Consider the following 19,874-nt stretch of genomic DNA (forward strand, 5'->3'; position numbering starts at 1 on the left):
CGATATTTCCGATGACGACGCCGACCTTATCCGATTGCACGATCGGTGCCCGCGTGGGGGCGGGCGATAGCGCATTTCCCCCAATCGAGGACGTGTTGCCGCACCGAGGCACGATGCGCCTCGTCGACGAGATCGTCGCTTGCAGCGACGACGCCGTGACGGTGCTGGCGAGCGTCGCGCCCGAGGCTTGGTACGCGGACGCGCACGGAGCGATGCCCGCGTGGCTCGGCATCGAATTGATGGCGCAGGCGATCGCGGCGCATGTCGGCCTGAACGCGATGCGCGCGGGCGGCCGCGCGCGCCCGGGCGTGCTGCTCGGCGCGAGCCGCTACGAGGCGCACAGCCCGAGTTTCGCGGCCGGCGCGCGCCTGCGTATCGAAGCGAAAGAGCTGCTCAAGAGCGAACAAGGCCACGGCGCCTACGACTGCACGATCGCCGACGCGGATCGATGCCTCGCGCAAGCCGTCGTCAAGGTATTCCAGCCGAACGATTTTCAAGCATTCATCGAAGGGAGTTTCAGGTCATGACCAGCCGGCGCGTTCTCGTTACCGGCGCAAGCCGCGGCATCGGCCGCGCCATTGCGTATCGCCTCGCCGCGGACGGTTTCGCCGTCACGGTGCATTGCAGGAGCGGAGTGAACGAAGCCCAAGCCGTCGTCGACTCGATCGTCGCGCAAGGCGGCCGGGCCAACCTCGTGCGCTTCGACGTGCGCGAGCGGGCCGCTTGCCGCGCGGCGCTCGAAGCCGAGCTCGCACGCGACGGCGCCTATTACGGCATCGTACTCTGCGCGGGGCTCACGCGCGACGCGGCGTTCCCGGCATTGACCGACGAGGATTGGGACGCGGTCATCGAAACGGGCTTGGATGGGTTCTACAACGTCGTTCATCCGCTGACGATGCCGATGGTCCGTGCCAAGCAAGGCGGGCGCATCGTGACGATCGCGTCCGTCTCGGGCGTGATGGGCAATCGCGGCCAGGTCAATTACAGCGCCGCGAAGGCGGGGCTCATCGGTGCCACGAAGGCGCTGGCCGTGGAGCTCGCCTCGCGCCGGATCACGGTCAACTGCGTGGCGCCGGGGCTCGTCGATACGGAGATGCTGGCGAGCGTCGAGCATATCGACCATGCCTTGCAGACGGTGCCGATGGGCCGCGTGGGCCGCCCCGAGGAAGTGTCGGCGACGGTGGCTTTCCTAATGTCGGACGGCGCTTCGTACATCACGCGCCAAGTGATCGGCGTGAACGGCGGGATGATCTGATGAAGCGTGTCGTGATCACCGGAATGGGCGGCGTGACGGCTTTCGGCTCGCGCTGGGACGAGATCGAGACGGCGTTGCGTGCCGGCCGCAATGCCGTGCGCGCCATGCCCGAGTGGGATTACTTCTCGTCGCTGCATACGCGCCTTGCGTGCCCGTTGGCGAACTTTCAAGTGCCGCCCGAGTATCCGCGCAAGAAGACGCGATCGATGGGGCTCGTGTCGATGTACGCGGTGCGGGCCAGCGAATTCGCGTTGCGCGATGCGGGGCTCGTGGGCGACCCCTCCATCGCCGATGGGCGAATGGGGGTGGCGTACGGCTCGTCGTCGGGCTCGGTACAGCCGATTCGCGCGTTCGGCACGATGCTCGAGACAGGCTCGATGCAGGACGTCACATCGAATAGCTACGTGCAGATGATGCCGCACACGGCCGCGGTCAACGTGAGTCTGTTTTGGGACTTGAAAGGCCGCATCATCCCCACTTCATGCGCCTGCGCCTCGGGTAGCCAAGCGATCGGCTATGCCTACGAGGCCATTGCCACGGGCAAGCAAACGCTCATGCTCGCCGGCGGTGCCGAGGAGTTGTCGGGCCCCGCCGTCGCCGTATTCGACACGCTGTATGCCACCAGCACGCGCAACGACGCGCCGCAGTTGACGCCGCGTCCGTTCGACGCCGCGCGCGACGGACTCGTCGTGGGCGAGGGCGCCGCTACGCTCGTGCTCGAGGAGTACGAGCATGCGCGCGCCCGCGGCGCGACGATCCATGCCGAGGTCGTCGGCTTCGGCTGCAATTCCGACGGCGCGCATATGACTCAGCCCACCGCGGCGACGATGGCGCACGCGATGCGAATGGCGCTCGACGACGCGAAGCTGCCGCCCGAGGCGATCGCCTACGTGAACGCGCACGGTACCTCGACGGATCGCGGCGACGTGGCCGAAAGCGTCGCCACGGCAGCCGTCTTCGGCGAGGCAATGCCGATCAGCTCGCTCAAGAGTTACGTCGGCCATACGCTCGGTGCCTGCGGGGCGCTCGAGGCTTGGTGGACGATCGAAATGATGAAGCGCGATTGGTTCGCGCCGACGCTGAATCTGACGACGGTCGATCCCACCTGTGCGACGCTCGATTACATCATGCACGAAGGTCGCGCGATCGATGCCGAGCATGTCGTGAGCAACAACTTCGCGTTCGGCGGCATCAACACGTCGCTGATTTTCAAGCGTTGCCGATGAGCCGCCCGATGCGCCCAGACACCCAGCGTGTGGTCGTGACCGGCATGGGGATCGTCTCGTGTCTCGGCAATGCGCTCCCAGTCGTTGCCGAAGCGTTGCGCGAGGGCCGCTGCGGCATCGTGCGGATGCAGGCATGGGCCGAGCGCGGCTTCGCGAGCCAGGTGGCCGGCGCCGCATCGGTTGCCGGCGAGGCGCCGTTCGCGCGCAAGTTCGAGCGCTTCATGGGCGATACGGCACGGTTCGCTTGCCATGCCGCGCGCATGGCGATCGACGATGCGCGGCTCGCGTCCTCGGCGCTGCGCTCGCCGGGAGCGGGGGCGGTCATCGGCTCCGGGGCGGGCGCGCTGACGACCTACGACGCCGCGATGGCGCTCGTCGCCGAGCGCGGTATCGACCGCGCGCCGCCGTTCGTCGTACCGCAATCGATGAGCAGCACGGTGTCGGCCAACGTCGCGCACCTGTTCGGCCTCGAGGGCGTCTGTTATTCGCCGTCGTCGGCTTGCACGACGTCGGCGCTGGCGATCGGCCAGGCGATGCAGTTGATTCAAAGCGAGCGGCAGCAGATCGTATTGGCCGGCGGCAGCGAGGAGTCGCACGAAAACACGGCCTTGATGTTCGACGCCATGGGCGCGCTCTCGCGCGGTTTCAACGAGACGCCGCATCGCGCATCGCGTCCATACGACGTGGCGCGCGACGGCTTCGTGCTGGGCTCGGGCGCGGGCGTGCTCGTGCTCGAATCGCTCGCGCATGCACGCGCGCGCGGCGCCTCGATCTATGCGGAATTGACGGGCTTCGGTCAAGCCACCGAAGCGCATGCGATGGTGGCCCCAGGGGCGGTGGGCATCGCGCGTGCGATCCGGGCGGCGCTCGACGAAGCCGGCGTGGAGCCCGCCTACATCAACACGCACGCACCGTCCACGCCGCTCGGCGATGCGCACGAGATCGAGGCATTGGCGGCGGTATTCGGCGAACGGATGCCGCCGTTTTCGTCGACGAAAGCGTTGACGGGGCATCCGCTCGCCGCGTCGGGGGTACACGAGGCGATCTACACGCTCTTGATGATGAAGGGTGGATTCATTGCGGCCAGCGCCGGAATCGAATCGCTCGATGCATGCGCGGCCGGGATGCCGATCGTTCGAGCGACGCGCGCGGCGCGGCTGAATACGGCGATGTCGGTGTCGTTCGGCTTTGGCGGAAGCTGTGCGAGCTTGATGTTCGGCGCCGTCGAAGGGGTATGAGGTTTTAACGGGGTTCAGCGATTTTTAAAGCGACAACAACGAGGAGTATCGCGATGAAACTGAAGCATCTGATTGCATTGGCGGCAGCGGCGCTCGGCGCGCAAGCGGCCCTGGCCGGTTCGCACACCACCACTTATCCGTTGAAGCCCGTGCTCGACGCGCAGAGCGCGGACAGCAAGGTCGCGTTCTACTTCGGCGATGCGGCGCATCCGGCCGTGAGCGCGTCTTTGGGCGAGAAAACCGAGGGGATCCGCATCGCGCGCAAGACCGACGACGAAACAACGGCGTGCAACGAGGCACTGAAGCAAGCGCTCGACGCGTTGCGCAAGGACGCGACGGATGCCGGCGCCAATGCCGTCATCAATATCGAGACGAGCTTCCATCAGATGCATACCGCGTCCGCCACCGAATTCACGTGCGCGACGAGCATGAGCGCGGCCGCGCTGAAGGTGCACGGCCAATTGGTCAAGCTCGACGCCAAGTGATAGCGCCGGGCCCAGGGCTCGGCCCGGCAAACCGCAGGTCCTCATCCAAAAACAAAAGGAAACCAACACAATGAAACGTCACCTCAAGCTGGCTGCCATCGTCGCTTTGTCGTTCGCCGCGACTCACGCAATGGCCCGCAATTCGGTCGATTCGTATTCGGTCAGCACCGCGCTGGAGTCGGCCGAGGGCAAGGTCGATGCCGACATCGGACTGTACTTCGCCGGCCAGAAGCACCCCGCCGTGCTCAAGACCCTGGGCGAAGCCGCGACGAACAAGAAGACGAATGCCGTTGGCCGCTCCGACGAAGCCGCATGCGACCACGTGTTCTTGTCGGCCGTGATCGCGCTGCAAAAGCGCGCGCGCGAAATGGGCGGCAACGCGGTGGTGAACATCAAGAGCAACTACAAGGATCAACTGACCGAAAGCCCCACGCAATTCGTGTGCGGTGCCGGCGCGGTGATCGCGGGCGTTGCGCTCAAGGGCGATATCGTCACGCTGAAGAAGTAAGCGCGTGAGCGAACGGCACGATGGCGCTTTGCGCCGCTCGTGCCGGCCCGGTGTCACAGCGGTTTGCGGGCGGCCACGTTGACGAGCGTTTCGCGACGTTTGCCCGGCTGCGGATGATGCAGGCCGAGCCGCTCGAGCAAGCCGAAGTCTTTCGCGCGGCTCCACCAGAGATAGGGCAGCGAGATGTGGCGCTCGTCGAAGAGGAAACCCTTGGCGCGCAGCATGTCGAGGTAGCCGTCCGCGCTCTTTTGCACGTGCATCGGGTGACGGAACAAACAACGAATGACCCAAGACTTGATGTAGGCGTCCGTCGATTCGGCGAACAGGAGCAAACCGCCCGGTTTCAACACGCGCCAAAACGAGTCGAGCGCGCGTTCTTGCTCGACGAGGTGATGGAACGTTTGATGGCAGAAGACGATGTCCGCGCTCGCATCGGGTAGCGGTAACGCGGCGCAGTCGCCGTGCAGGACCTCGATGTCGCCGCCCACGTACCGTGCCGCTCGTTCGGCCAGCGCGAGCGAGGGCCGATGGCAATCGACGCCGACGATGCGGCCGGGCTCGAAGGCGCGAGCCAGTAGTTTGAACGAAATGCCTTGCCCGCAACCGGCATCGACGATGACGGGCGCGCGAGGCAGTGGGGCATCGATGTGACGTTTCAGATCGTCGATGGCCACACGCAACACGTGGTGCTCCCATGTATGGGTGCGCAGGAACCAAACGCCGAACGCCGTTTCCGGGACGAAGGTGGAATGACGGCGTGCAGTGGATGAAGAGTTCGATGACATGTCGGCTTCCCCGCGGATGGTTCTCGTTGTAGTGCCGCGAATTGTAATCGGAACCGGCTGAGCCGCGCATCGAAACGGCGGCACTGCCCGCTTAGCGTTGAAGTAAGCAATAACCAGGATGAAACAACAATGAATACAGAGTACGGGGAAGTCGAGCAGATCGATGTTGCCGTCATCGGCGCAGGACCGGCCGGAGCCGTCGCGGCCGCACTGCTGGCGCGAGCCGGGCGGTCGGTGCTGGTGCTCGAGCGCCAGCATTTTCCGCGCTTCTCGATCGGCGAAAGCCTGTTGCCGCAAAGTATGGCTTATCTCGAAGAGGCCGGCATGCTCAAGGCGGTCGTCGAGGCGGGCTTTCAATACAAGAACGGCGCATCGTTCGTGCATGGCGAGAAGACCTCGTCGTTCGACTTCCGCGACAAGCATTCGGAAGGGTGGGGCACGACCTATCAAGTGGAACGCGCCGTATTCGACCAACTGTTGATCCGCCGCGCCGCCGATCAAGGCGTGCAAGTGCGCTTCGGCCATACCGTGCGTGCGATGCAGACCGGCGCTGCGCCGGTGCTCGAAGTGGCGGACGAACAAGGGCGTGTCTATCGCGTCGCCTCGCGCTTCGTGTTCGATGCGAGCGGTTTCGGCCGCGTCCTGCCCCGGCTGCTCGGGCTCGAAACGCCGAGCCGCATGCCCACGCGCGCGGCGCTCTTCTCGCACGTGCGCGATGCGTTGCCGGCGGGCAGCACCGACCGCGACAAGATTTGCGTGGCCGTGCACCCCGAGCGCCGCGACGTTTGGTATTGGATGATTCCGCTCGCGGGCGGCCGCACGTCGGTCGGCTGCGTGGCCGATGCCGAGTTTCTCGATGTACCCGAAGACCAGCGCGAGGCGAAGCTGCGCGAGTTGATGCGCGCCGAACCCACGGTGGCGCGTCTGCTCGGCGATGCGCCGTTCCTCATGCCCGTCAACCGGATCGCCGGATACTCGGCCAATGTCGAGCGCCTGCACGGCCCGGGCTATGCGCTGCTCGGCAATGCGGGCGAGTTTCTCGATCCGGTGTTCTCGTCCGGTGTGACGATCGCGCTGCGCTCGGCGCATCTCGCCGTGCAAACGCTGCTCAAGCAATTCGACGGGGAAACCGTGGATTGGGCGGCCGAGTACGATGCGCCGCTGCGCAAGGGCATCGATACGTTCCGGGTGTTCGTGGAACGCTGGTACACGGGCGAGTTGCAGGACATCATCTTCTACGAGAATCAGACGCCCAAGATTCGCCGGATGATCAGCTCGATTCTCGCCGGGTACGCATGGGACGAGACCAATCCCTATGTCGCGGACCCGGTGCGGCGCTTCAACGCGCTGCACGAAGTATGCACGACCATGTAGGGTGAAAGCCGCAAGCCGCGGCGGCTCCATGCGAGCGGCGCCGCGGCAAGGCGGGGCGAAGGGCTAAGCGCGTCGATGCACGCGCTCGCCCGCCGCATACGTTTCGAGCACGGCGCGATCGTCGCCGAGCATCGCGAACGCGAACAACCATTCTTCGGGCGACTGTGCGAGCGCGGTGCGGCGCGCGAGCAGGGGCGTGGCCTCGGGATCGAGGACGATGAAGTCGGCTTCCGATCCGGCGCGCAGCGTGCCGATCGTCTCCTCGAGGCCGAGCGCCTGCGCGGCGCCGGCGGTGGCGAGCCAGAACATGCGCGACGCCGTCAGATGATGCCCGGTCATGCGCGCGACCTTGTGCGCTTCGTTCATGGTTTGCAGCATCGAGAACGAGGTGCCGCCGCCCACGTCCGTGCCGAGCGCGACCGGCATGCCCGATACGCCCGCTTTTTCGAAATCGAATAATCCGCTACCCAAGAACAAGTTCGAGGTGGGGCAGTGCGACGCGACGGCGCCGGTTTCCGCCATGCGCGCGCGATCGCGGTCGTCCAGATAAATGCAATGGCCGTACACCGCGCGCCGGCGCAGCAAGCCGTAGTGCTCGTAGACGTCGAGGTAGCTGCGGTGGCCCGGGAATAGCTCGGCCACCCATTTCACTTCGTCGGTGTTTTCCGACACGTGGCTTTGAATGAAAACGTCGGGGTGCAGGCGGGCCAGGGCGCCGCACGCTTCGAGCTGCGCGGGCGTCGAGGTGGGCGCGAAGCGCGGCGTCAGCGCATAGAGCTGGCGCCCGCGCTTGTGCCACCGCTCGATCAGCGCGGCGCTGTCGTCGTAGCCCGATTGCGCGGTATCGCGCAGAAACTCGGGGCAGTTGCGGTCCATCAGCACCTTGCCCGCGATCATGCGCAAGTTGCGCGCTTCGCTCGCTTGAAAGAGGGCGTCGGCCGAGCCCTTATGGACCGTGCAATAGACGAGCGCGGTCGTCGTTCCACACGACACCAACTGATCGAGAAAGAACTCGGCGACGTTCGACGCATGAGCGGGATCGGCAAAGCCGCGTTCGGTCGGAAACGTATAGGTATCGAGCCACGGGAGTAGGCCGGCCGCCGGCGACGCGATCATTTCCGTTTGCGGATAATGCACGTGCGTGTCGATGAAGCCGGGCACGATCAGCTTGCCGGGCCGCTCGACGACGACCGTATCGGGCGTGATCTGCGAGCCCAGCGATGCGTACGAGCCGGCGGCCAGCACGCGAGCGCCTTCGACGATGAGCAGGCCGTCTTCCTCGAAACATGCGCCGCCCGCCGTCGTGGCCGGATCGCCGACGAAGGTTAGTAATTTGGCGCGGTAGGCAGTGCGCTGTTCGTTTTGACTCATGATGGAACGTCTCTCAGTGCGATAAAAAAGTGCGGGCTACGCGACGCACGGCCGAGCGAGACCTTCGTTGCATGCGCAACGAAAGGCTTGCACGGTGGGTGCGGCCGGGTTAGCGCGGTCCGCGTCGGGAAATCAGTTCGGCGCCGGGTCCGGCTGCCTCCAATAAGCGTCGAGTTTGTCGATCAGCGCCTGCCGCTCGATCGGCGAGACGAACGAAGCCTCGAAGCCGTTGCGCAAGATCGTGTAGACCTCCTGCTCGGTCAGATCGAGCGCCTCGACCGTGGCGAAATAGTTGGCGTTGACGTAGCCGCCGAAGTAAGCGGGATCGTCCGAGTTCACGGTGACGGCCACGCCTTGGGCCAACAACTGCTTGAGCGTGTGCTGCTTCATGTCGTCGAACACGCGCAATTTGATATTCGACAGCGGGCAGACGGTCAGCGCGACGCGCGAATCGGCCAGCCGCGCCACGAGCGCGGGGTCCTCGATACTGCGCACGCCGTGATCGACGCGGTCGACCTTGAGCACGTCGAGCGCTTCGTGGATGTAGGCGGGCGGACCTTCCTCGCCGGCGTGGGCGACGAGTTTCAGGCCCCGGGCCCGGGCCTTCGCGAAGACGCGCTCGAATTTGGAAGGCGGATGGCCGCGTTCGGACGAATCGAGACCGACGCCGATCAAACGATGCGCGTAGGTGTCGAACAGCGGCAGCGCGGCTTCGTACGTGGCGAGTGCGTCGGCCTCCGACAAGTGCCGCAGGAAACACAGGATGAGCTTGCTCGTGAGCCCGCGCTGCTCGCCTTCAGCCAAGGCGCGTTCGATGCCGGCCACGGCCGTGCTGATCGCGACGCCGCGTTCGGTATGCGTTTGCGGATCGAAAAAGATCTCGGTATGCACGACGTTGTCGGCGAGCGCCCGATCGACGTAAGCGGCCGTCATCGTATAAAAATCTTCTTCCGTCAGCAGCACGCTGGCGCCGGCGTAATAGATGTCGAGAAAGGACTGCAAATCGGTGAATTCGTAGGCGCGCTTGAGCGCCTCGATCGATTCGTAGGAAAGCTTCACGCCGTTGCGCTTGGCGAGGTTGAAGATGACCTCGGGTTCGAGCGAGCCTTCGATATGAATATGCAACTCGGCTTTCGGAGCGCCGGCAATTTTTTTAGCTAAGTTCGGTGTCATGGTCGGTCAGCGGTTGCAGCATGGAAAACGGTTGATCTGGCACGGCCGGGGGCGCGGCACGCGCGGCTTCGATGGCTTGCAGCAACTGCGCGGCGGCGGAAAGCGCGATGACTTCGGGGGCTTTGTCGTCGATGCCTTCGATACCGATCGGGCACACCATGCGGGCGAGGCTCGCCCCATCGATACCGAAAGCAGCCAGCCGCTCGTCGAATTGCCGGCGCTTCGTGCGCGAGCCGATCATGCCGAAAAAAAGAAAATCGCCGCGGCGCAAGATGCGTTCGGCCAGGACGAGATCGCGAGCATGGTTGTGCGTCATGACGACGAATGCCGTGCCCGGCGCAGCGTCATCGACAGCGTGCTCGGGCGTCTGCCGAGCATCGATCGTCACGTTGTTCCAATCGACGAGCGCTTGCTTCGGCGGAAATTGAGCGTCGCGCTCGTCCACCCAGCGCACGCGGCATGGCAGCGTCGCGAGCACGCGGGCGAAGGCCGTGGCGACGTGCCCCGCTCCGAACAGGACGACGGGAACGTCGCGCGAGACGATCGTCTCGGTCAGCAGCGCGTTGCCTTCGTCGAAACCGGAACCATCCCACAGCAGGCACTCGGGGGCTTGAATGCCGGTATCCAACGGAGCCAGCCGCACGGGTTCGTGCAAGGGGCCGAATGATACGCTGCGCTGCGTGGCCTTGCCCGCTTGAATCGATTTGCCGAGTGCGGCGACCCAATCGAGATCGCCCACGTCGAGCCGCTCGAAGGCGAGCACGACGGCGCCGCCGCAGCACTGGCCGAGGCTCGGCCCAAGCGAAAGCCGCTCGAGCCGGCGCAGGCGCGGCACGCGCATGCCGTCGCGCAGCACCTCGCGGGCGATTTCGATCGCGCGCCATTCCAGATGGCCGCCGCCGATCGTGTGCCGAGCGCTCTCGCGCGTGACGATCATCTTCGCGCCCGCTTCGCGCGGCGTCGAACCCTCGACGCGGGCGACGGTCACGAGGACGACGGCATCGCCATGCGTGAGCAATTGCTGCAATTCAGTGAGCCAAGGTTGCATGCGTGTTTCGTGCTCCGTTCAAGTCGCGCCTGTCGTGTAAGTGTCAGCGGGCGAGCCGCCGGCGCCGGGGCCTGCGTTTGGAGAGGCTGCACGGTTCGTGCCATCGTCGCGTTCCGCATACAGCGCGTCGAGTGCCGAGAGCATCGCTTCGGGGGTGGCCGGGGCGGCGAGCGGCGGCGCCCGCCGGCTGCCCGGCGCCGTCGCGGCGAGCGCATCGCGCAATGCCAAGAACACCGAGAACGCGAGCAACAGCGGCGGCTCGCCGACGGCCTTCGAGCGATAGATGGTCGGCTCGGCGTTGTCATTGGCGAACAGGCGCACGTCGAAGGCGGCCGGGGTGTCGCTGACCGCCGGGATCTTGTAAGTCGATGGCGCGTGCGTCATCAAGCGCCCGTCGCGATTCCAAAAGAGCGCTTCGGTCGTGAGCCAGCCCATGCCTTGAATAAAGCCGCCTTCGATCTGACCGAGGTCGATCGCCGGGTTGATCGAGCGCCCGACGTCGTGCAGCAAGTCGGCGCGCACGAGCTTGGACTCCCCGGTCAACGTATTGACGACCACCTCGGCCACGGCCGCGCCATAGGCGAAGTAGTAGAACGGGCGGCCCGTCATCGAACTCGCGTCCCAATGAATTTTCGGGGTCGCGTAAAAGCCGTCCGACCACAGCTGCACACGCGCGAGATAAGCAGCGCTCACCAGCGCGCCGAACGGCATCGAAGCGTTGCGCGCATGGACCTGCCCGTGTTCGAAGCGCACGTGCTGCGCTTCGCCGCCGAGCGTGCGCGCCGCCAGCTCGGCGAGCCGGTCTCGAATCGTCAGCGCGGCGGCTTCGGCCGCTTTGCCGTTCAGATCGCTGCCGGTCGAGGCTGCCGTGGCGGACGTGTTCGCCACCTTGGAGGTGTCGGTTGCACTCACGCGTACTTGCGCGAGCGGCAATCCGAACACGTGCGCGACGACTTGGGCCACCTTCGTGTTGACCCCTTGGCCCATTTCGGTGCCGCCATGATTGACGAGCACCGAGCCGTCCCGATAGACGTGCACGAGCGCGCCGGCTTGATTCAAGAACTCGACGTTGAACGAGATACCGAACTTGACCGGTGTCAGCGCGATGCCGCGCTTCAAGACCGGGCTCGCCGCGTTATAGGCGGCCAGCGCGTCGCGCCGTGCGCGGTATTGGCTGGAGTCGAGAAGCTGCGCCGTGAGCGCGGCAAGGACATTGTCTTCGACGCGCTGGCCGTACGGCGTCGTGTCGCGCTCGCCGGCCCCGTAATAGTTGACCATCCTGACGTCGAGCGGGTCGCGGCCGAGCGCGCGGGCAATGCCGTCGATGATCACTTCGGTGGCGAGCGCGCCTTGTGGGCCGCCGAAGCCTCGAAACGCCGTGTTCGATTGCGTATTCGTCTTACATGAAAGCGCGACGATTTCGACGTCGGACAGGAAATAGGCGTTGTCGACGTGGCATACGGCGCGCGTGGCGACGGCGCCCGACAAGTCGGCCGAATACCCGGCGCGCAGGGCGATCTCCACGCGCAAGCCAAGAATGCGGCCTTCGTCGTCGAAGCCCGCTTCGTAGCGGTAGAGCGCGTCGTGGCGCTTGCCCGTGATCAGGAAGTCGTCGTCGCGGTCCACGCGCAGTTTTACGGGGCGCGACAAGCGCGTGGATGCCAGCGCCGCGACGCAAGCGAACACGGCCGATTGCGATTCCTTTCCACCGAAACCGCCGCCCATCCGCCTGCATTCGCACACCACGTTGTGTGCCGGCCATCCGAGCATGTGCGCGACGACGGCTTGCATCTCGCTCGGGTGCTGCGTCGAACTATAGACGTGGACACCGTTGCGCTCGGTGGGGATCGCGTAGGCGACCTGTCCTTCGAGATAAAACTGCTCCTGGCCGCCGACTTCGAATTCGCCGCTCATCCGATGCGGCGCTTGCGCGATGCGCGCGGCGGGCGCTCCCCGCGTCAAGCGCTGCGGGGGCAACACATAGTGGTGCAGTGCGCGAGCCTCGCTGATCGTCAGTACCGGCTCGAGCGGTTCATAGCGTACGACGTCGTCGCGTTTGGCGAGCGCGGCGGCGCGCCGTGCGAGTTCGTACGACGTCGCGACGACGGCGAACACGGGCTGTCCTAGGTATTGAACGAGCCCGTCGGCGAGGATCGGATCGTCGTGAACAACGGGCCCGCAATTGTTTTCGCCGGGGATATCGGCCGCGGTGAACACGGCCACGACGCCCGGCGCCTCGCGAACGGCGGCCAGATCGAGCGCGACGATGTGCGCGTGCGCATGCCGCGACAGCCCCAGCGCGACGTAAAGGGTGCCGGCGAGTTCGGGCAAATCATCGGTGTAGCGCGCTTCTCCGCTGACATGCAACTCGGCCGATTCGTGCGGCACCGGCACGCCGATCGCGTCGTCTGCGTTCGCCGCCGCGGTGGGGGCTTTCATGGTGCCTCCTTGACTTGCGCCGCATCGAACGCGAAGGCGTCGATTTGGGCGAGCGCGAGCGGCGCATCGTCCCGAGTCTCGAGCCAAAAGCGCCAGAGCAAGTTGCGCGCGACAGTGGATCGGTAGCGGCTCGACGCACGCAAGTCCGACAGCGGTTGGTAGTCGTGCGCGAGCGCTTGCATCGCGCGCTGCGCTGCCGGCTCGTCCCATGGGCCGCCGGCGAGCGCGGCCTCGGCCATGGTGGCGCGTTTAGGGGTCGCGGCCATGCCGCCGTAAGCGATGCGGGCGCGGGCGATCGTGCCGTCGACGAGGTCGATCGCGAACGCCGCGCAAACGGCCGAAATATCCTGGTCGTAGCGCTTGGAGACTTTGTAGGTGCGAAACCGCAATGTCGTGGCGGGACGCGGGATGCGGACGGCGGCGACGAATTCGCCCTCGTCGAGCGCCGTCTTTTGATAGCCGAGGTAGAACGCGTCGAGCGGCATCACGCGGGTCTCGCGGCCGCGACACAGGACGATTTGCGCATCGAGCGCGATCAGGGCCGGCATCGAGTCGCCGATCGGCGAGCCGTTGGCGACGTTGCCGCCGAGCGTGCCGGCATTGCGCACGGGCAGCGAGGCGAACCGTTTGCCGAGTTCTGCCAGCTCCGGGTAATCGACGACGAGCGCGGCGAATGCGTCCTCGAGCGTCACGCCGGCGCCGATCGTGAGCGTGACGGCGTCGCGCTCGATCGAGGCGAGTTCGGCCACGCGTCCGACGTAAAGCAGGTCGCCGAGATCGCGCAATTGCTTCGTGGCCCATAGTCCGATGTCCGTGCTGCCCGCGAGCACGAGCGCGTTCGGATGCTCTGTGCGCAATTGCGCGAATGGCTCGAGCGAGGTGGGCGCCCAAAAACGGTTTTCGCCGAAGGTGCCGCCGCGAACGTCGGTGCTCGTATAGACGAACGTTTCGTCCGGCGGCCGGCGCATTTGACGCAAAGCTTGCACGACCGGCTCGCGATCGAGCGCAACGCGCGCGTGACGATCGGCGTCGAGCATCTGCTGAGCCGCGTCGACGATGGGTCGATAGCCCGTGCACCGGCACAGATTACCCGATAGCGCCGTGGCCACTTCGTCACGCGTGGGTAATCCGGCACCGGCGGGATAGTTTTCGTAGAGCGCCCACATCGACATCGCAAACCCGGGCGTACAAAAGCCGCATTGCGAGCCGTGGCAATCCACGAGTGCCTGCTGCACGGGATGCATCGCGCCGTCTCGCGCGCGCAAGTCTTCGATAGTGAATAGCGCGCATCCGTCCAGCGTGGGAAGAAAGCGAATGCAGGCGTTGACGGCCTTGAGCGCGAGTTCGCCTTGCGCGTCGAGCTCGCCGACGACGACCGTGCATGCGCCGCAGTCGCCTTCGGCGCATCCCTCCTTGGTGCCCGTGCAGCGCAAATCGTCACGCAGGTGCTGCAGCACCGTGCGCGTGACGGGAACGCCCGAGACCTCGCGGATGGCGCCGCGGTAGTAAAAGCGGATGGGATGCGTCTTCATAGCCGAATCCTCGAAAGTGGGACCAGGCGCGCGTTACGCGACGGCCCGCCAGAGGCCCGCGCACGTGGATCGCCATCCATGCATGACCGAAGATAGCACCGACGCGCCGCGAAGACATCGCTCGGCGCTGATGAACGCTATTCGCCGCTGCCCATGACGGTCGTGCGATTCGTGCTGGGAAGGAAAGTCGACGCGGGGCGTTCCGGCTACGCTCGAAGCGGTTCAGATCGCTCGGAGGCGGCGCCGCCCGCGCCGCTGCCATAGGCTCATCGCCACCGAGACGAAGATCAGACCGAATGCGATGAGCGCCCAGCCGGGCAGCAAAATCCCGAGGATCGGCGGGTAGACCGTTTCGCACAGGCCGCTCACCTTGAAGACGCTCGGCAACCAATGGGCCGGCGGCAAGCTATCGACGACCGGTTGCAACGCATCGAACCCGCAGCTGAAGCCGGGGTTCAACTGAATGTACAGATGCTTGACCGCGCCGGCGACACCGGCCAGGGCGGTAATGGCGATCAACGTCTCGAACAGAGCGATACCGCGCCAGCCCTTGCGTGCCGCGCCGGCGAACGCGAACAGCGCGATCAGCAGGAATAGATAACGCTGGATGATGCATAGCGGACAGGGGTCTTCATGCTTCGCGAACTGCAGATAAAGCGCGCCGCCGACGAGGGCTAGACAGACGAACCCGAGCAGCACGAGCAGGCTGCGCTCGCGGCGCAGCGAAGACATATCGTTCATGAGTGGCTCACGCCCCAAAAAGGAAATCGGTAAATTTTAGGTACTTTCGCTTAAACGTTCGTTAAATCGGGCCATGCCCGCGATCAGCGAATCGATTCGAGCACGCGCTCGACGGCCAGCGCCGCGGCGAGCAGGGCGTCGTCCGCATACGGCGCCGCCGCCAGCATCAGTCCGACGGGCGCTGCGCCGCGTGCGTGACAGGGCAGCGATACGGCGCAGCCATCGAGCATGTTGACGAGGCTCGGGTTGCGCAAGACGAGCGCGTTGATGCCCGCGTAAGTCGTGTCGTCGGCATCGCAGTCGGCGACGCGCGGCGGCACGATCGGAACCGTCGGCGCGACGATCGCGTCGAAGCGCCGCCAAAGCGTGCGCTGCGCCGTCTCGAGCAGGGCCGCGCGTTCAGCCAGCGCGTCGATGTAATCGGCCGCCAGCGCCGCTTCGCTCTTTTTGATTCGTACGAGCACACGCGGATCGTACCGATCGCCATGCGTTTGCATGAGCGCCCGGTGCCACGCGAAGGCTTCCATCGACGAAATCCCGAACCGCTTGGCCCATGCCGGATCGTCGAGCGGGGCGAAGTGGACATCGGAGAGAATGGCGCCCGCCGCTTCCAGATGCTTGATCGCGGTTTCGACCGCGGCAGCGACTTCGGGCTCCATGTCGTCCGTCACGAAATGGGTGAGGACGCCCAGACGCAACCCTTCGAGCGGCCGTGCCTCGGGTACGTGCGGCGGCAGGCCCGCGAGAATGCGGTCGACGAGGGCGCAACATGAAACCGACACGCCGATGGGACCGAACGAGTCGAGCGTCGTCGACAGCGGAATCGCGCCTTGTTTCGGCACCCGGCTCGCGGTCGGCTTGAAGCCCGTGAGCCCGCACAGCGCGGCCGGAATACGGATCGATCCGCCTGTATCGCTGCCGAGCGCGACGGCGGCCATGCCGTCGGCGACCGACGCCGCCGCGCCCGAGGACGAACCGCCCGCGATGCGCGCCTCGCCCGGCTGCCCGCGCCGGTAGGGCGAGAGCGGTGTGCCGTAGTGCGGGTTCAGTCCAAGGCCCGAATAGGCGAACTCCGTCATGTTCGTGCGCCCCACGATGACGGCGCCCGCGCGCCGCAGGCGGGCGACGGCCGGGGCGTCGGCCGTCGCGGGCGGGGCCTCGTTAAGCGCCCGTGAGCCGGCCCGCGTCACTTGTCCTTCGACGTCGAACAAGTCCTTCACCGAAACCGGGATGCCCGCGAGAGGCGAAAGCACCGTGCCCGCGGCACGCAAGCGGTCGAATGCGTCGGCGCTCGCGCGAGCGCGCTGCGCATCCACCTCCAGAAAGACCGTCGCGCCTTGCCCGGCCGGATCGGCGATGCGCTCGAGCGCGGTTTCGACTAGGGCGCGGCTCGTCGTGCGCCCCTGCGCCAAATCCGAAGCGAGGCGGGCGAGCGGCGGGAAGGGGGCGAATTCGGTAGCCATAGGATGTCGAATCGAACCGATGGAGTGGCGCGCGACGCAATGCCTTGACCGCGAGCGCGACGCGGGTGGATGGACGAATGGCGCGTTGCGGGGCAACGGCTAACCCGGATTGTAACTGCTGCCCCCTTTTTCGGTCCGGCGCCAAAAACGAGGCGATTTGCGACGGGCCGGTTCAGTGGCGGATAATGAATTCAATTCTTCCATCGCCGATGCGCCTGCCCATCGTTATGAGCGAAACAACGCCGCCGAACGCCGGTCGACCCGGCACCGAATCCGCTTCCTCGTCTTCGCCTTCGTCTCCGGCCACGCCGCCGGAACCTCCAACCGCCGCTTCGCCTCCCCCCGTGCCTCCATTGCCCGTGCTCGATCCGGCCGCGGGGCAGGGCGAGCCCGGTGCGACGGGCATCGTGACGACGTCCAATGCCACCGATACGCCGAGCGCGGCGGCGCGGGCCGCGACCGATGCGCTCGAGTCGGCGTCCGCGGTTGCACCGGCGGCCCCGCCCGGGACGACGCTCGAGGGCGATGCCGCGCAGGCGAGAACGACAGCCGCCGCGGAAACGGCCGCCCAGGAGCACGCGGCGCAAAGCGCGCGGGAGCGAGCCGTGCCGGGTGCGCCGCCGCCCGGCTTCGGGGCGCCGCCCGACTTCGATTCGCCTCGCCCGCCGCCTGCGAGTTCCGTCGCGCAAACGCAGCCTGCGTATTTGCGTCAGAACGATTCGGCGTGGTCGGTTTTGGGCCGCACCATTGCCGCCCGGGCGCGGCAACTCTTCGACCGGGCGGGGCAGCGCATTACGCAACGCACGCTGCGCATCGGGGTATCGGCGCGGATCTTCCACCCCGAGCCCGGCGCGCGCGGACTGCGCGGCAAGACGTTGCAGTACCTCGAGGAGTCGGTCGCGCACTGGGTCATGTCGCGCGACGTCATGGTGTTCATGATTCCCACGGTCGGCCATCAGGGCATGCTGCACCCGAGCAACATTCGCTTGCGCGACTACGCGAAGCATCTGGACGGCCTGTTGTTGCAAGGGGGCGCGGACGTGTCGCCGCAAACCTACGCGGCCAGCGACATGCGGCCCGAGTGGCCCGGCGATCGGGTGCGCGACATGTACGAACTCGAGTTGCTCTACGAGTTCGTCGAATCGGGCAAGCCCGTGCTCGGCATCTGCCGGGGATGCCAATTGATCAACGTCGCGTTCGGCGGCACGCTCTATCAAGACATCGCCACCGAGGTCCCGACCGCCGGCGTGCATGTGAGCGAGTTCTACGACCAGCACCGGCACGCGGTGCGTTTCCCCGATGGCTCCTCGCTCGCGAGCATGTTTCCGGGCCGGCGCGAGGCCATCGTCAATTCGATCCATCACCAAGCCGTGAGGACGCTCGGCCGCGATCTGAACATCGAGGCCGTTTCCGCGAGCGATGGACTCATCGAGGCCGTTCGCTACCGGCGCGCACCGTTCGTGGTGGGGGTGCAGTGGCATCCGGAATTCCACCGCGCGGGCGGTCAGGAGTTGCTCGACTGCACGCCGCTCTTGGACACGTTCTTGCGAGCGGCGCGCGAAACGCGGTTCTGAACCAGGGCAAGCGCGTACGCGCGCCGCGCGCGCTTGCCGACGTCATCCACGGATCGATCCGATGAGATCGATGCAAAAAGTGTTGACACGTTTCAGCGGTTTATACATAATCTCGCTTCTCCGATGCAACGCAAGTTAGCGAGTCAGTCGGAGGAAGCAAACTGCGGGAGTAGCTCAGTTGGTAGAGCGCAACCTTGCCAAGGTTGAGGTCGCGAGTTCGAGACTCGTCTCCCGCTCCAGTTTCGATACGGTATCGCATGCGGAATGATCCGTTGAGGTGCCGTGCAGTTGTAGGTAGGATACGCGGGAGTAGCTCAGTTGGTAGAGCGCAACCTTGCCAAGGTTGAGGTCGCGAGTTCGAGACTCGTCTCCCGCTCCAGGTATAGGGGAAGCTAAGCTTCCCTTTTTGTTTGGCAGCCGTCACAGTGGGCTTGTCGAACCCGTCGGCCGGAATGTTACGCATTCGCGTGGCGTCGATAATCCGGTGAGTCTGTTTTCGGCGCGATAGCAAAGCGGTTATGCAGCGGCCTGCAAAGCCGTGTAGGCCGGTTCGACTCCGGCTCGCGCCTCCAAATAAAAACCCTGACGAGTGTCGGCTCGTCAGGGTTTTTTATTTTGCGGCGGTTGCGGCCTGCATCGCCAAAGCACCGTCGCCGTATTCGCGAAGCACCTTCGAAATAACGACACGATAGCCGTCGAGCCAACGCGATTGCTTCGACTTCGCCTCCAAATGCGTAGGGTGCTGGATCAGTTGCAGCAATGCTTGCTCCGACTCCCAGTAGTAGACGTTCTGGATCAGTCCCGTCTGCGCATTTTCCCAAGTTTCTTCTCCTAAATAGCCGGGCATGGCGCGCGCGGCTTCGGCAATTTGCGCATCGAGGCGATGGAATTCATCGTCGTATTGGCCGGCCTTGAAGATAAACGTGGATGCGTACATGGGCGAGTAGCGGGTAAGGGCGGGTAGGCCGCCCTTTGGATCAGAAACATCGTTCACGTGTTTCGCGCTTAATGGCGCAGCCTACGTCGAGGACCACGCAAGCAATCGGGCACCCGCGATTCCGAAAACGACGGCGAGGCAGCCTTCTAACACGCGACGCGTACGCTTGTAAATGCGTCGCGCCGAGTCGATGGAAAACAGCAACGCATATCCGCTGAATACGAGCGTGCCGATGATGGCGCAACCGGGAATGACGGCGCCATGCGTGGACCCGGCGCTATTCGACGAGAGGGCGACGATCGACACCCAGACCAAGACCGCTTTGGGATTCGTCAAATGCAGCAGCACGCCTTTCGCGTACAACCCTTTCAGCGTCGCGGGCCGATCGGCGTTCGATGTGCTCGCAGCCGTGGAGGACAGCGCCGTGCGCCCCGATTTGAAAGCGAGCCATAGCAGATAGACGCCACCGAAGATCTTGATCGCAACGATGAAATGCGAATAGGCAATCAGCGCCGCCGAGATGCCCACGGTGGCGACGCTCGCCCAAAACATCGAGCCTGAAATCACGCCCGCGGCAAATGCGAGCGCCGCTTTGCGCCCGTTGTTCGCGGCGATGGACATGATAGCGAGATTGCTCGGCCCCGGGCTTGCGGTGCCGACGAAATACGCCGCGTAGGCGAGCAGTAGATTGGCGGAAAACAGTGTGTGGCCGGACATAGTGGCTC

General features: G+C 65.5%; 18 protein-coding genes and 3 tRNA genes. 11 read left to right on the top strand and 10 right to left on the bottom strand.

What is annotated here, in order from left to right; translation table 11 throughout:
- The first annotated feature begins 11 nt into the window (after window positions 1-11).
- The 6 genes from C0Z18_RS14915 (at window position 12) to C0Z18_RS14940 (ending at window position 4,712) form a co-directional block, all read left to right on the top strand.
- Entirely contained in the window at window positions 12-527 is a 516-nt protein-coding gene (locus C0Z18_RS14915; RefSeq protein ID WP_102646188.1) for a hotdog family protein, read from the top strand.
- The gene (locus tag C0Z18_RS14920; protein WP_102646189.1) at window positions 524-1,255 is read left to right on the top strand and encodes a 3-ketoacyl-ACP reductase FabG2; all 732 of its coding nucleotides are present in this window, start codon (window positions 524-526) and stop codon (window positions 1,253-1,255) included. Before C0Z18_RS14915 ends, C0Z18_RS14920 begins: the two co-directional genes overlap by 4 nt.
- Window positions 1,255-2,481 carry a beta-ketoacyl-ACP synthase gene (locus C0Z18_RS14925; protein WP_102646190.1) on the top strand — a complete coding sequence of 409 codons (1,227 nt, stop codon included), beginning with the start codon at window positions 1,255-1,257 and terminating at the stop codon, window positions 2,479-2,481. Before C0Z18_RS14920 ends, C0Z18_RS14925 begins: the two co-directional genes overlap by 1 nt.
- Window positions 2,482-2,489: 8 nt before the next feature.
- On the top strand, window positions 2,490-3,719 hold the full coding sequence (locus C0Z18_RS14930; protein WP_199189456.1) for a beta-ketoacyl synthase N-terminal-like domain-containing protein: 1,230 nt from the start codon (window positions 2,490-2,492) through the stop codon (window positions 3,717-3,719).
- A 53-nt stretch (window positions 3,720-3,772) separates the two neighbouring features.
- Window positions 3,773-4,204 carry a heavy metal-binding domain-containing protein gene (locus C0Z18_RS14935; RefSeq protein WP_102646192.1) on the top strand — a complete coding sequence of 144 codons (432 nt, stop codon included), beginning with the start codon at window positions 3,773-3,775 and terminating at the stop codon, window positions 4,202-4,204.
- Window positions 4,205-4,274: 70 nt separating this feature from the next.
- Window positions 4,275-4,712: an excinuclease ABC subunit A gene (locus tag C0Z18_RS14940; RefSeq protein WP_102646193.1), complete on the top strand. Its 438-nt coding sequence runs from the start codon at window positions 4,275-4,277 to the stop codon at window positions 4,710-4,712.
- Window positions 4,713-4,765: 53 nt separating this feature from the next.
- Here the strand turns inward: C0Z18_RS14940 and C0Z18_RS14945 are convergent, their stop codons facing one another.
- A complete protein-coding gene (locus C0Z18_RS14945) occupies window positions 4,766-5,497 on the bottom strand; it encodes a class I SAM-dependent methyltransferase (RefSeq protein WP_102646194.1) in 732 nt (243 codons plus the stop codon).
- A gap of 129 nt (window positions 5,498-5,626) precedes the next feature.
- Between C0Z18_RS14945 and C0Z18_RS14950 the strand changes: the two genes are divergently transcribed.
- A complete protein-coding gene (locus C0Z18_RS14950; protein WP_102646195.1) occupies window positions 5,627-6,871 on the top strand; it encodes an NAD(P)/FAD-dependent oxidoreductase in 1,245 nt (414 codons plus the stop codon).
- Window positions 6,872-6,934: 63 nt separating this feature from the next.
- Here C0Z18_RS14950 and guaD read toward each other — a convergent pair whose 3' ends face one another.
- From guaD to C0Z18_RS14985, 7 genes are all read right to left on the bottom strand, one after another.
- Window positions 6,935-8,242, bottom strand: a complete 1,308-nt coding sequence (gene guaD, locus C0Z18_RS14955; RefSeq protein ID WP_102646196.1) for a guanine deaminase — start codon at window positions 8,240-8,242, stop codon at window positions 6,935-6,937.
- 132 nt (window positions 8,243-8,374) lie between these two features.
- Complete coding sequence (locus tag C0Z18_RS14960) at window positions 8,375-9,415, bottom strand: adenosine deaminase (RefSeq protein ID WP_102646197.1); 1,041 nt, start codon at window positions 9,413-9,415, stop codon at window positions 8,375-8,377.
- Window positions 9,396-10,463, bottom strand: a complete 1,068-nt coding sequence (gene xdhC / locus C0Z18_RS14965) for a xanthine dehydrogenase accessory protein XdhC (RefSeq protein WP_102646198.1) — start codon at window positions 10,461-10,463, stop codon at window positions 9,396-9,398. Before xdhC ends, C0Z18_RS14960 begins: the two co-directional genes overlap by 20 nt.
- A gap of 18 nt (window positions 10,464-10,481) precedes the next feature.
- On the bottom strand, window positions 10,482-12,902 hold the full coding sequence (xdhB, locus tag C0Z18_RS14970) for a xanthine dehydrogenase molybdopterin binding subunit (RefSeq protein ID WP_102646199.1): 2,421 nt from the start codon (window positions 12,900-12,902) through the stop codon (window positions 10,482-10,484).
- Complete coding sequence (xdhA, locus tag C0Z18_RS14975; protein ID WP_102646200.1) at window positions 12,899-14,434, bottom strand: xanthine dehydrogenase small subunit; 1,536 nt, start codon at window positions 14,432-14,434, stop codon at window positions 12,899-12,901. The genes xdhB and xdhA overlap by 4 nt, the downstream gene beginning before the upstream one ends.
- 222 nt (window positions 14,435-14,656) lie before the next feature.
- Window positions 14,657-15,175 carry a disulfide bond formation protein B gene (locus C0Z18_RS14980; protein WP_102646201.1) on the bottom strand — a complete coding sequence of 173 codons (519 nt, stop codon included), beginning with the start codon at window positions 15,173-15,175 and terminating at the stop codon, window positions 14,657-14,659.
- 83 nt (window positions 15,176-15,258) lie between these two features.
- Window positions 15,259-16,638, bottom strand: coding sequence for an amidase (locus C0Z18_RS14985; protein ID WP_102646202.1), 1,380 nt, complete (start codon window positions 16,636-16,638; stop codon window positions 15,259-15,261).
- 227 nt (window positions 16,639-16,865) lie between these two features.
- On the opposite strand from C0Z18_RS14985, the gene C0Z18_RS14990 reads away from it, so the two are divergent.
- The 4 genes from C0Z18_RS14990 to C0Z18_RS15005 all read left to right on the top strand — a co-directional run bounded on the left by C0Z18_RS14990 (window position 16,866) and on the right by C0Z18_RS15005 (window position 18,784).
- Window positions 16,866-18,212, top strand: a complete 1,347-nt coding sequence (locus tag C0Z18_RS14990) for a gamma-glutamyl-gamma-aminobutyrate hydrolase family protein (protein WP_102646265.1) — start codon at window positions 16,866-16,868, stop codon at window positions 18,210-18,212.
- 163 nt (window positions 18,213-18,375) lie between these two features.
- A tRNA-Gly gene (locus tag C0Z18_RS14995) sits at window positions 18,376-18,451 on the top strand.
- Between the two features lie 64 nt (window positions 18,452-18,515).
- Window positions 18,516-18,591, top strand: a tRNA-Gly gene (locus C0Z18_RS15000).
- A 119-nt stretch (window positions 18,592-18,710) separates the two neighbouring features.
- Window positions 18,711-18,784, top strand: a tRNA-Cys gene (locus C0Z18_RS15005).
- Between the two features lie 38 nt (window positions 18,785-18,822).
- On the opposite strand, the gene C0Z18_RS15010 is transcribed toward C0Z18_RS15005, so the two are convergent.
- Window positions 18,823-19,149, bottom strand: coding sequence for an antibiotic biosynthesis monooxygenase family protein (locus C0Z18_RS15010; protein WP_102646203.1), 327 nt, complete (start codon window positions 19,147-19,149; stop codon window positions 18,823-18,825).
- An 81-nt stretch (window positions 19,150-19,230) separates the two neighbouring features.
- Window positions 19,231-19,866, bottom strand: a complete 636-nt coding sequence (locus C0Z18_RS15015) for a LysE family translocator (protein WP_102646204.1) — start codon at window positions 19,864-19,866, stop codon at window positions 19,231-19,233.
- Window positions 19,867-19,874 lie beyond the last annotated feature (8 nt).

The sequence above is a fragment of the Trinickia dabaoshanensis genome, assembly GCF_002879885.1.
Taxonomy (GTDB): domain Bacteria; phylum Pseudomonadota; class Gammaproteobacteria; order Burkholderiales; family Burkholderiaceae; genus Trinickia; species Trinickia dabaoshanensis.